Below are 11,415 nucleotides of genomic sequence, written 5' to 3' on the forward strand. Positions count from 1 at the left end.
GATCACTTACCCCCCTCGGCGGCGCCGTCGCCCGCGCCGCCGGCCTGCTCGTCGTACAGGCCGAAGTACTCGGCCGCGGTGTGCATGTCCTTGTCCCCGCGCCCCGAAAGCGAGACCAGGATGGTCGCCTCCGGCCCGAGCTCGCGCCCCAGCTCCAGCGCCCCGGCGAGCGCGTGGGCGCTCTCGATGGCCGGGATGATCCCCTCGGTGCGGGACAGCAGCCGCAGCGCCTGCATCGCGGCGTCGTCCGTGACCGGCCGGTACTCCGCCCGCCCGGTGTCCTTCAGCCAGGCGTGCTCCGGCCCGACGCCCGGGTAGTCCAGCCCCGCCGAGATCGAGTGCGACTCGACGGTCTGCCCGTCCTCGTCCTGGAGGACGTACGTCCGGGAGCCGTGCAGCACCCCCGGGTCGCCCTTGGTGAGGGTGGCCGCGTGCCGGGGCGTCTCGGCGCCCTCGCCCGCCGCCTCGCAACCGATCAGGCGCACCCCGGCGTCCGGGATGAACTCGTGGAAGATCCCCATCGCGTTGGAGCCGCCGCCGACGCAGGCCACGACCGCGTCCGGCAGCCGGCCGGTCCGGTCGAGCACCTGCTGCCGCGCCTCGACGCCGATGATCCGGTGGAAGTCCCGGACCATCATCGGGAACGGGTGCGGCCCGGCGACTGTGCCGAACAGGTAGTGGGTGGAGTCGACGTTGGCGACCCAGTCCCGGAACGCCTCGTTGATGGCGTCCTTGAGCGTGCGGCTGCCGGACTTGACGGCCACCACCTCGGCGCCGAGCATCCGCATCCGGGCGACGTTGAGCGCCTGGCGCTCGGTGTCGACCTCGCCCATGTAGATGGTGCAGTCGAAGCCGAACAGGGCGCAGGCGGTCGCGGTGGCCACGCCGTGCTGGCCGGCGCCGGTCTCGGCGATGATCCGGGTCTTGCCCATCCGCCTGGTGAGCAGCGCCTGGCCCAGCACGTTGTTGATCTTGTGCGAGCCGGTGTGGTTGAGGTCCTCGCGCTTGAGCAGGACACGCGCGCCGCCCGCCTCGGCGGAGAAGCGGTGCACGTCGGTCAGCGGGCTCGGGCGCCCGGTGTAGTCCTTGAGCAGCGCGTCGAGCTCGGCGGCGAAGGCCGGGTCGGCCTTGGCCTTCTCGTACTCCTCGGCAACCTGCTCGACCGCGGCGACCAGCGCCTCGGGGATGAAGCGGCCGCCGTACGCGCCGAAGTAGCCGCGCGCGTCCGGCACCTGGGCGCCGGGCAGGTAGTCTTTTTCGGACATGGTGGTTTCCCTTGAACGGAGATGGACGACGATGACGTCTTCCCGGCCGGAGGTCGGCCGGACCGGATTCAGCCGGACGTCACGCGCCATCGCCGCCCCGGCACCTGCCCGGGCTCGCACCCGATGACGTACCGCACCCGACGCCCCAGCACCCGGCGTGCGGGTGCGCGGCAGCCGCGCGGGCGGCAACCGGGGGCGAGTCGGGCGGCGATCTTCATGGGATGGGTGTCAGTCCTTGTGCCGGACGGCGGGGTGGGCCCCGGCGGCGACCAGGTCGGCGACCGCGGCACGCGGGTCCTTGCCGGTCACCAGGGTTTCGCCGACGAGTACCGCGTCGGCGCCGAGGTTGGCGTAGTTGATCACGTCCAGCGGGCCGCGCACGCCGGACTCGGCGATCTTGACGATACCGTCCGGGATGGCGTGGGCGACGTTCTCGAAGGTGTTGCGGTCCACTTCGAGCGTCTTGAGGTTGCGGGCGTTGACGCCGATGATCCGGGCGCCGGCGTCCACCGCGCGCTTGATCTCCTCCTCGTCGTGCACCTCGACCAGCGGGGTGAGGCCGATCGACTCGGCGCGCTCGATCAGCGACACCAGGGCCGGCTGGTCGAGGGCCGCGACGATCAGCAGCGCGAGGTCGGCGCCGTGCGCACGGGCCTCCCACAGCTGGTAGGCGGTGACGATGAAGTCCTTGCGCAGCAGCGGGGTCTCCACCGCGGCGCGGACGGCGTCCAGGTCGGCCAGCGACCCGCCGAAGCGGCGCTGCTCGGTCAGCACGCTGATCGCGGCCGCACCGCCGGCCGCGTAGTCGACCGCCAGGGCGGCCGGATCGGCGATCGAGGCCAGGGCGCCCTTGGACGGGCTGGAGCGCTTCACCTCGCAGATCACCCGGACCCCGTCGCCCCTGAGGGCGGCGACGCCGTCCTTGGCCTCCGGTGCCCTGGCGGCGAGCTCCTTGAGCTCGTCCAGGGAGACCCGGGCCTGTCGCTCGGCGAGGTCCTCGCGGACCCCTTCGATGATCGAGTCGAGCACACTCACTCAGGAGCCCCCATCTTTTCTGCCAGTTGGTCGGCGCGAGTCGGCGGGCGACGGCCCACCGGCACTTCGATGGTATCGGCACCCGGGGGCGGGGGGCGCATCGGTTCGAACCACGTCTCGCGGACCGGGCGCCCGCAACGGCGGTCCCCAGCTGCGGCTTCACCGGCCCCACACCGGTTTTCGGACGGACTTCGCACCGGTTTAGGACGCTCTTCCGGCCGGAGCCGACCGGTGGCCGGGAAGCGGGGGCCGATGGCCGGGAACGGCGGTTGACGGGCCGGGAACGGGCGGTTCACGGCCCGGCCCGGCAGAACGGCCCGACGGGCTCGATCACACCAGCGGCGGTGCCAGCCCGGCGCCGACCGGCGAGTTCCGCACCACGGTGAACACCAGCACCAGCAGCGCGATCAGCACCCAGCGCCGGGCCCCGACGGTGGTCCTGGGCGGCGGCCCACCGGTCAGCGCGGCCCAGCCCCAGCGCAGCCAGAGCACCGCCAGCACCCCGAACAGCAGGACGGCGACGGCGTTGTCGTGCAGGGCGCCGGTGAGGTCCCCATGGGTCAGCGCGTGGACGCAGCGCAGCCCCCCGCAGCCGGGGCACCACCAGCCGGTGGCGGTCAGGAACGGGCAGTCGGGGTAGTGCCCGGGGGTGTTCGGGTCCACCACGGCGACGTAGGCGGTGGGGACGGCCACCGCCGCCAGCGCGGTCAGCGGCGGGCTCAGCCGGCGCAGCACGGGCGGCGGGGCGGAGGCGGTGGGGGCGGAGGTCACGCCCCGATTCTGCCCGGGTCGGGCCCGGACACGACGAAACGGCGGGCGTGGCGCGCCCGCCGTTCCGATGTACGACAAACGTGTGGTGCGACGAACCCGTCGTCAGGCGGCGACGGCGGCGCGGGCCTCGCGGGCCGCGACCTGCTCCTCGGCCGACTTGTAGACGTTGGTGCTGGCCTGCTGGCCCATGCCCGCGATGGACATGGCCTTGCCGACCACGCCGCCGGCCAGGACGACCGCCAGGCCGACCCAGACGAGCAGCACCGACGGCAGGATCATCGCGACGCCCGCGACGCCGAAGCCGACGAAGGAGATGACGACGCCGGTCCAGGCGGCGGGGGTGTGGCCGTGTGCTGCTGCTGCCATCTGAGTGGTGCTCCTTGGCTCTCGGGGCCCGGCCGGGCCTGCGGGGCCGCCGGCGGGTTGACGGGTTCCATTGTGCCGGGCCACACACCGGTGGCCCAAAGCGGGTGGCGGGTCTATCGCGTCACATGCGCGCAGCTCACACCGCGGTCGGGTCCTCGCCCCGGTCCAGGGCCTTCCACAGGTCCCCCGGCGTGTCGGTCCTCGCCGGGGCCTTGCGGGTCGGCGCCTCGTAGCGGCTGCCCATCGCGGGCCAGCCCCGGCCGTAGCGCAGGGTGAGCAGTCCGGCCAGGACGAGCAGCAGCCCGCCGACCAGCGCGACCCAGGGCCAGGCGGTGTGCGAGACCTCGGTGGCCGCCGAGCCGGTCAGCGCCAGCTTGCGGGCGGCCTCGGTGTCCAGCGCGGCACTGTCGCCCGCCCCGGCCACCGAGGCGGCGGCCACGCCCAGCCCGGCCAGCAGCGTCAGCGCACCGACCGCCAGCCGTCCGACGCCGCGCACCGCGAACACCGCGACGGCCGCGGCGAGGCCCACCAGGGCCAGCCCGCCGGGCAGTTCGGAGATCTTTCCGCCACTGACGGACACGTCCAGGGTGCCGGCCCGGCCCTCGGCCCAGGTCCGCCCGACCGCGGTCAGCACCAGCACGGCGCTCAGCACGGTCAGCAGCAGCATCACGCCGAGGGTGCGGCGGCCGGGCTTGGCGGGGGCGGGGGTCTGCTCAGTCACCCGTCCACTATCCCCCGGCCGACGCCCTGGTCCGTACCCGGGGTGGGGAACGGGGCGGGGAACGGGGCGGGGAACGGGCCGGGGAACGGGGCGGGAACGGGGTGGGTCACGGCGTCGCGGACGGCGTGGGGAAGTCGTCCGTCCGCAGCACCACCGTCCGGCCGCCGAGCGGCAGGAACAGGTCGTTGCCGAACGGCACCCGCTCCGCCTCCCGGTACACCCCCTCGGGGGACGGCGCGGTGTGCACGGTGCAGACCGCCGCCACCGGATCGACCACCACGTACAGCGGCACGCCGCTGCGCGCGTACGCCCTCGCCGCCTCCGCCAGGCCGGGCCGGGCCACCTCCAGCACCGCCTCGACCCCGGCCGCGGCGAACCGGCCCCGCCCGCCCCGCACCGCGTCCCGGGCGAGCACGGCCAGGTCCGGGGCGAGCACCGTGCCGGGTTCGGGCACGGAACCCGACCCCGGAGCGGGTGCGGAACCGGATCCCGGAGCGGGTGCGGGTGCGCCGGGTGCCCCCGGGAAGTCGACCGCCACCCCGGAGAGCACCCGGCCGTGGCCCGCCGGCTGCTCGCCGAGCTGTCCGGCGGCGCCGAGCACGACCGCCCAGCGCAGCTCGTCGTACGGCACCTCGGGCATTCCGGCCGCCTCCTCGCACCTCAGGACAGTTCCGGCCTCCGCAGCGTATTGGCGGTGGCGACGGCCCGCAGCACGGCGGCCGCCTTGTTCCGGCACTCGGTGTCCTCGCCGTGCGGGTCGGAGTCGGCGACCACGCCCGCGCCGGCCTGCACGTACGCGGTGCCACCGCGCAGCACGGCGGTGCGGATCGCGATCGCGGTGTCCGAGTCCCCGGCGAAGTCCAGGTAGCCGACGCAGCCGCCGTACAGGCCGCGGCGGGTGGGCTCCAGCTCCTCGATGATCCGCATCGCCCGGGGCTTGGGCGCGCCGGAGAGGGTGCCGGCCGGGAAGCAGGCGGTCAGCACGTCGAAGGCGGTGCGCCCCGGGGCGACCTTGCCGGTCACCGTCGAGACGATGTGCATCACGTGGCTGTAGCGCTCGATGTGCATGAAGTCGACCACCTCGACGCTGCCCGGCTCGCAGACCCGGCCGAGGTCGTTGCGGCCGAGGTCCACCAGCATCAGGTGCTCGGCCCGCTCCTTGGGGTCGGCGAGCAGCTCGGCGGCCAGCTCCGCGTCCTCGTGCGGGGTGGCGCCGCGGTGCCGGGTGCCGGCGATCGGGTGCAGCATCGCCTCGCCGTCGCCGACCTTGACCAGCGCCTCCGGGCTGGAGCCGACCACGTCGAAGCCGCCCTCGGTCCCGCCGTCCGGGCCGGGGAAGCGGAACAGGTACATGTACGGGCTGGGGTTGGTGGTGCGCAGCACGCGGTAGACGTCCAGCGCGGAGGCCGGGCAGGGTGCCTCGAAGCGCTGCGAGGGCACCACCTGGAAGGCCTCGCCGGCCCGGATCCGCTCCTTGATCTCCTCCACCGCGGCCCGGTACGGCTCGCCGCCGAACGGCGAGTGCACCTCGCCGGGGCCGGCCGGGGTGAAGGTGGCCAGGCCCGGGTCGACCGGCTTGAACAGCTCGGCCTCCATCGCGTCCAGCCGGGCCACCGCGTCCGCCCAGGCCTCGTCCACGCCGCTGGCCAGGTCGTTGTGGTTGACGGCGTTGGCGATCAGCAGCACCGTGCCGTCGACGTGGTCGAGCACCGCGAGGTCGGTGGCGAGCAGCATGGTCAGCTCGGGCAGGCCCAGGTCGTCCGGGTTGAGGTCGGGCAGCTTCTCCAGCCGGCGGACGATGTCGTAGCCGAGGTAGCCGACCAGGCCGCCGGTGAGCGGCGGCAGGCCGTCGTCCTGGCGGCGCGGGGTGTGCAGGGCCTGCAGGGTGGCGCGCAGCACCTCCAGCGGGTCGCCGGCGGTGGGGATGCCGACCGGCGGGCTGCCGAGCCAGCGCGCCCCGCCGTCCGGGCCGACGGTGAGCGCGGCGGCGCTGCGCACCCCCACGAAGGAGTAGCGCGACCAGCTGCGGCCCTGCTCGGCGGACTCCAGCAGGAAGGTGCCGGGGCGCTCCTCGGCGAGGCTGCGGTAGAGGCCGATCGGGGTGAGGCCGTCCGCGAGGAGCCTGCGGGTGACCGGGATGACCCGGGTGTCGACGGCGAGCTTGCGGAAGGCTTCGAGATCCATGACGGGCGGCACCTTCTGGAGTTGTGGACGGGGTGGGGTCAGGACAGCGGGAGCACGTCGGCGTCGAAGCAGGTGCGGTCGCCGGTGTGGCAGGCCGCACCGGTCTGGTCGACCTTCACCAGCAGGGTGTCGCCGTCGCAGTCCAGGGCCACCGACTTGACCGCCTGGACGTGGCCCGAGGTGTCGCCCTTCACCCAGTACTCACGGCGGCTGCGGCTCCAGTAGGTGCAGCGGCCCGTGGTGAGGGTGCGGTGCAGCGCCTCGTCGTCCATCCAGCCGAGCATCAGCACCTCGCCGGTGTCGTACTGCTGGGCGATGGCCGGGACCAGCCCGTCCTCGGAGCGCTTGAGCCGCGCGGCGATCTCGGGTGCGAGGGCGGTGCTGCCGGGGGCGGCGGGTGTGGTGGACATGAGCACCATTGTGTCAGCCCGCCCCGGCTGCCCTGCGGGGCGGCGCTCCCTGCGCCGGAGCGCCGCCGGCAACGGGACCGTTACGGGTGCAACTGCCCGGTGAGCTTGGGGCCGCCCTGCTTGTTGCTCGTGGTCAGGGTGCAGGTGTAGTCGCGCCAGCCCTGCTGGTAGTTGGCGGTCGCCGGGCCGAACTGGCGGCCGTAGTAGGTCTTCCCGTCGCCCTGCCGGGCCTTGGCGGCGGCCTCGGCCTCCTTGCAGCCGTCCCGCATGGCGAGCGCGAGCGGAATGTCGCCGGTGATGCCGTCCGCGAGCTTGAGGTCGGCGATCACCTCGCCGTCGTGGTCGCCGGCGCAGGGGCGCTCCTCCGGCTTGGTGATCACCGGGCTCAGCTGCGGGTGGTCGAAGCAGGCCCCGACCGGGAAGAACGCGTACGGCGGCTGCGGCGTGGGCGTAGGGGTGGGTGTCGGCGTCCGGGTGGCCGTGGGAGTCGGCGTGGGCGGCGGCGGCGCGGCGGCCGGCTTCTTGTCGTCCGGCCACAGCACCGCGGTGGCCACCACCGCGAGCAGGACGACCAGCACGGCGACGACGGTGAGGACCAGGCCGCGGGACGGGCGGGGCCCGCCTGCGGACGGCGACTGCTCGGAGGTCATGGCCACGAGGATGGCCCACCCGTCCCCTCCCCGGCAGGCAGTTCGCCGAACTCACCCCCTCCGGGCGCCCGAACCCTGGGGCGACACGCAGGACCTCGGAAAAGCCGAAGGAAATGTAAAAACTCAAAGCCGCGCCCGGCTTCACCGTCGCCGCACGGTCTCGCCGCCGGACGCCGCATCCGGGCTGCGGGAGACGCTCGCCGCGTCGAGGCCGTCGATCGGCGTCCACTCGTGTTCCAGGATCGAGTAGGTGATGGAGTCGCGCCAGGCGCCGTGGACGAAGACGTGGTCGCGGATCCGGCCGTCCTCGGTCATGCCGGCCCGGAGCAGGGTCCGGGCCGACGCCTCGTTGAACGGGGAGCGGGCGGCCCAGATGCGGTGCAGGCCGAGGCCGTTGAAGCCGAGGTCGCACAGCAGGTGGACGGTCTCCGTGCCGAGGCCCTTGCCCCACTCGGCCGGGTGGAGGGCGAAGCCGATGGTCGCGGCCTGCTGGGGCTCGGTGGCCAGTCGCGCGTAGCCGATCAACGGGTGCTCGCCGCGCCGGGTGACGGCGAGGCAGTACTCGGTGCGCGGAGTGGCGTGCGCGGAGTCGATGGAGCGGGTGGTGATCGCCTCGACCTGCTCGCGGGTCCGGGGTTCGAAGCTGAGGTGCCGGGTGGCCTCGGGGTCTCCGTAGATCGCCCGGAGGGCGTCGGTGTCCTCGGGTTCGATCTCACGCAGCGCCAGGCGGGGGCCGGCCAGATGGGCTGGGGTCATGGCCCGGGAGCCTATCCATCGGGTAGCCCCGATATTCCTCGACCGGAACGTCTGACAAGGGGCGGACCGCCTCGACCGCGCCCTGTTCCCACCTGCTCCACGTCTGCCCGCCGTCCGTCCACCAGCGCGGACGGCGGCCCCGACCGAACCGGGCGGGGCCGCCGTCGCTCCGTGTCGAGGGCGCTGCCGCCGGGTCGCGGGGTCAGGCCGTCCGGCCGGGGGCCGGGCGGGGCAGGCGGCGGAGCGCCCAGACGGCCGCCGCGAGGGCGAAACCGTACACGGACACCAGCCCGTGGCCGTTCTCCTGGGCGAGCCACATGGCGAGGCCCAGCGCGGGGACGCCGGCGGCCAGGGCGATCTCCTTGGGGAGGCGGGTGCGGGTGAGGAGGGCGAGGGCGAGGGTGGCGCCGAGGAAGTAGGTGGCGCCGGAGCTGCCGGCGAAGTTGCGCGGGTCGGTGCTGGGGCCGCCGCCGAGGCCGAGCAGGGTGTCGATGCGGCCGGGCAGCAGGATGCCGGCGAGGAAGAAGCCGAGGGTGAGCGGACCGCCCCAGTACCACTGGGCGAGCGCGGCGACGGCGGCGAGGGTGACGAGGTTCCACAGGCCGCCGAACAGGCCGCCGTTCTGCATGAACACCGAGGTGAGCTCGCGCCACCAGCCGGACTTGGCGGGGTCCGCGTCCAGCGCGTCCATCGCGCCGGACCAGAGGAGTTGGAGCAGCACGCCCGCGACGGCGACCGCGGTCAGGGCGATCGCCGCCCACAGGAGCGGGCGTCCGCGCAGGGTGTCGCGGCCCACCACGCCGAGCCCGCAGTTGACCATCATGACCATCAGTGCGGCCGTGGTCACGTTGAAGACGATCGCCCCCATGTCCGGCTCCTCCCCCTGACTCCGGCGTTTTCCAACACCGTTCGAAAACTTGATGGGGCAAAGCTAGCACAGCTTTCGAACGGTGTTGGAAAACGCTGTACGGTGAGGGGCATGAAGCTCACCAAGGACCGCATCGTCGACGCGGGCATGGCCGTCTTCGCCGAGGTCGGCTACCAGAACCTGTCCATGCGCCAGGTCGCCGACCGGCTCGACGCCCACGCGGGTAGCCTCTACTACCACGTACGCGGCAAGGACGAACTGCTCGCCCTGATGGCCGACCGGGTCTGCCGCCGGGCCTACGACGCGGGCACCCGGGCCCTCACCGCCCTCCCGCCCACCGCCACCTGGCAGGACCGCACACAGGCCCAGGCCACCGCCCTGCGCCTGAGCATCAAGCAGCACCCGGGTGGCGCCCAACTCCTCGCCGAGAGCCCCGGCATGCTGAGCACCGGCGCCCTCTCCCTGATGGAACGCCTCCTGCGCACCCTCCTCGACGCCGGCCTGCCCGCCGACCACTGCCGCATCGCCGCCGACACCCTGCTCAGCCACGTCACCGGCTTCGTCCTCCAGGAACAGAACCAGCCCGCGACACCCCCACCCGTCACCGCCGAGCTCTACACCGAACTGCGCGAACGGTTCCCCCTCCTCATGGACCCGTCCACACCCCGCCACAGCCAGGACGAGAAGTTCGCGCGAAGCGTCCGCCTGCTCTGCGCCGGCATCGCGACGCTCCCCTAGGCTGACGGCATGTCGAACCACGCCCTCGCCGAACGCCACCGGCTCGCCCAACTCCTCACCGCCGCCGGGCCGGACGCGCCCACGCTCTGCGCCGGGTGGACCACCCGGGACCTCGCCGCCCACCTGGTGGTCCGGGAGCGCCGGCCCGACGCGGCGGCCGGCATCCGGGTCGGGGCGCTGGCCGGGTGGACGCGGCGGGTGCAGGACGGGTACGCCGAGCGGCCGTACGAGGAACTGGTGCGGCTGTTCCGGGCCGGGCCTCCGGTCTACTCCCCGTTCGCCCTGCCCGGCGCGGACGAGGCGGCGAACACCGTGGAGTACTTCGTCCACGCCGAGGACGTCGTACGGGCGGCCGAGGACTGGACCGCTCAGCCCGTGCCGCCCGGGCGCGCAGAGGCCCTCTGGCGCCGCCTCCCGCTCATCGCCCGCCTGGAGGCGGGCCGCCGCTCCCCCGTCCGCCTGGCACTCACCCACCCGGACGGCCGTTCCCTCACCGTCGGCCCGGCCGGAGCCGCCACCGTCCGCGTCACCGGCGAACCCGGCGAGCTGGTGCTCTTCACCTACGGCCGCGGGGCCCTGACCTCCCTCGCCGTCGACGGTGCCTCCGACGCCGTCGAGGCCCTGCGTCACGTCCTTCCCCTGCCCCCGAGGTAGACCGCGGGACCACACCTCCGCCGGGCCACCGGGGACCGCGGCGCCGGACGCCGCTCGGCCGGGGGGTGGGGCGGCTCCCCCGGCTGCGGATGTCAGTGCCCGGGTGCAGACTCGCAGGTGGCCGGGGTCCGCCCCGGGCCGCCCGGCCGTCCCATCCGTCGAAGGGCACACCGCCATGCTCACCACCGACTTCCCCATCGGCTCGCCCTGCTGGATCGACCTGGGCAGCCCGGACATCCCCGCCACGGCCGCGTTCTACAGCACGGTCTTCGGCTGGACCTTCCTGGAGATCCCCGACACCGGTGGCTACGGCTTCGTCCAGCTGAACGGGAAGACCGTCGGCGCGATCGGCTCGCTCAACGAGGGTGACCCGTCCACCTGGACGACGTACTTCCGCAGCTCCGACGCGGACGCCACCGCCAATGCCGTCCGGCAGGCCGGCGGCAAGGTCCTGGTCGAGCCGATGGACGTGATGCAGGAGGGCCGACTGGCACAGTTCGCGGACCCACAGGGCGCCCGGTTCGCCGTCTGGCAGTCCGGCAACACCAAGGGCCTGGACGCCGTGTCGGAGGAGGGCGCCCTGGTCTGGGCCGAACTGCACACCTCCGACCAGGACGGCGCCTTCGCCTTCTACCGGCAGCTGTTCGGCTGGCGGGTGGAGAACTTCGAGCCGTCGCCGGGCATGACCTACCGGGTGCTCTCCACCGCCGAGGGCGACCAGCGGGACACCAGCTTCGGCGGCATCGCCCCGACGATGTCCCCGGAGCAGCCCTCCGCCTGGACGCCGTACTTCGCCGCCGAGGACGTGGACGCGGTGATCGCCAGGGCGACGGCGGCCGGCGGCTCGGTGCTGATGCCGGCCGCGGACGTGGAGAACGTCGGCCGGCTGGCCTGGCTGGCGGACCCGAACGGCGCCCCCTTCGCGCTGATCAAGGGCGAGCCCCAGGAGTCCTGAGGGTGCGGCGAGGGGCCCCCGGTGCGGCTCCCCCGGGCCCCA

General features: G+C 74.1%; 15 protein-coding genes. 3 read left to right on the forward strand and 12 right to left on the reverse strand.

Translation table 11 applies throughout. The features are described 5' to 3' along the window. Positions 1–2: 2 nt before the first annotated feature. The 12 genes from trpB to ACFWJ4_RS24195 all read right to left on the reverse strand — a co-directional run bounded on the left by trpB (position 3) and on the right by ACFWJ4_RS24195 (position 9,026). Complete coding sequence (gene trpB / locus ACFWJ4_RS24140; protein WP_380546877.1) at positions 3–1,265, reverse strand: tryptophan synthase subunit beta; 1,263 nt, start codon at positions 1,263–1,265, stop codon at positions 3–5. A gap of 68 nt (positions 1,266–1,333) precedes the next feature. Next, on the reverse strand, positions 1,334–1,483 hold the full coding sequence (trpM, locus tag ACFWJ4_RS24145; RefSeq protein WP_188296911.1) for a tryptophan biosynthesis modulator TrpM: 150 nt from the start codon (positions 1,481–1,483) through the stop codon (positions 1,334–1,336). Between the two features lie 10 nt (positions 1,484–1,493). Continuing rightward, entirely contained in the window at positions 1,494–2,300 is an 807-nt protein-coding gene (gene trpC / locus ACFWJ4_RS24150; protein WP_359910194.1) for an indole-3-glycerol phosphate synthase TrpC, read from the reverse strand. Positions 2,301–2,630: 330 nt separating this feature from the next. Then, entirely contained in the window at positions 2,631–3,071 is a 441-nt protein-coding gene (locus ACFWJ4_RS24155; RefSeq protein WP_359910197.1) for a DUF2752 domain-containing protein, read from the reverse strand. A 102-nt stretch (positions 3,072–3,173) separates the two neighbouring features. Next, entirely contained in the window at positions 3,174–3,437 is a 264-nt protein-coding gene (locus tag ACFWJ4_RS24160; protein ID WP_380546879.1) for an HGxxPAAW family protein, read from the reverse strand. Between the two features lie 136 nt (positions 3,438–3,573). Then, entirely contained in the window at positions 3,574–4,158 is a 585-nt protein-coding gene (locus tag ACFWJ4_RS24165) for a TIGR02234 family membrane protein (protein ID WP_380546881.1), read from the reverse strand. A 106-nt stretch (positions 4,159–4,264) separates the two neighbouring features. Next, positions 4,265–4,798 carry a Uma2 family endonuclease gene (locus ACFWJ4_RS24170; RefSeq protein WP_380546883.1) on the reverse strand — a complete coding sequence of 178 codons (534 nt, stop codon included), beginning with the start codon at positions 4,796–4,798 and terminating at the stop codon, positions 4,265–4,267. Positions 4,799–4,818: 20 nt separating this feature from the next. After that, entirely contained in the window at positions 4,819–6,342 is a 1,524-nt protein-coding gene (locus tag ACFWJ4_RS24175) for an anthranilate synthase component I (RefSeq protein WP_380546885.1), read from the reverse strand. Between the two features lie 38 nt (positions 6,343–6,380). After that, positions 6,381–6,752 carry a phosphoribosyl-AMP cyclohydrolase gene (gene hisI, locus ACFWJ4_RS24180; RefSeq protein ID WP_359910212.1) on the reverse strand — a complete coding sequence of 124 codons (372 nt, stop codon included), beginning with the start codon at positions 6,750–6,752 and terminating at the stop codon, positions 6,381–6,383. A gap of 80 nt (positions 6,753–6,832) precedes the next feature. Beyond that, the gene (locus ACFWJ4_RS24185; protein WP_380546887.1) at positions 6,833–7,402 is read right to left on the reverse strand and encodes a hypothetical protein; all 570 of its coding nucleotides are present in this window, start codon (positions 7,400–7,402) and stop codon (positions 6,833–6,835) included. 141 nt (positions 7,403–7,543) lie between these two features. Then, positions 7,544–8,158, reverse strand: a complete 615-nt coding sequence (locus ACFWJ4_RS24190; RefSeq protein ID WP_380546889.1) for a GNAT family N-acetyltransferase — start codon at positions 8,156–8,158, stop codon at positions 7,544–7,546. A gap of 202 nt (positions 8,159–8,360) precedes the next feature. Next, complete coding sequence (locus tag ACFWJ4_RS24195) at positions 8,361–9,026, reverse strand: hypothetical protein (RefSeq protein ID WP_380546891.1); 666 nt, start codon at positions 9,024–9,026, stop codon at positions 8,361–8,363. 111 nt (positions 9,027–9,137) lie between these two features. Here ACFWJ4_RS24195 and ACFWJ4_RS24200 point away from each other — a divergent pair, with 111 nt between their 5' ends. The 3 genes from ACFWJ4_RS24200 to ACFWJ4_RS24210 all read left to right on the forward strand — a co-directional run bounded on the left by ACFWJ4_RS24200 (position 9,138) and on the right by ACFWJ4_RS24210 (position 11,373). Continuing rightward, positions 9,138–9,764 (forward strand): TetR/AcrR family transcriptional regulator, encoded by a 627-nt coding sequence (locus ACFWJ4_RS24200; RefSeq protein WP_380546893.1) that lies wholly within the window; start codon positions 9,138–9,140, stop codon positions 9,762–9,764. 9 nt (positions 9,765–9,773) lie between these two features. Next, entirely contained in the window at positions 9,774–10,418 is a 645-nt protein-coding gene (locus ACFWJ4_RS24205; RefSeq protein WP_380546895.1) for a TIGR03085 family metal-binding protein, read from the forward strand. A 175-nt stretch (positions 10,419–10,593) separates the two neighbouring features. After that, positions 10,594–11,373 carry a VOC family protein gene (locus tag ACFWJ4_RS24210; protein WP_380546897.1) on the forward strand — a complete coding sequence of 260 codons (780 nt, stop codon included), beginning with the start codon at positions 10,594–10,596 and terminating at the stop codon, positions 11,371–11,373. The last annotated feature ends 42 nt before the right edge of the window (positions 11,374–11,415 follow it).

It is taken from the genome of Kitasatospora sp. NPDC127067, from assembly GCF_042724755.1.
GTDB lineage: Bacteria > Actinomycetota > Actinomycetes > Streptomycetales > Streptomycetaceae > Kitasatospora > Kitasatospora lactacystinica.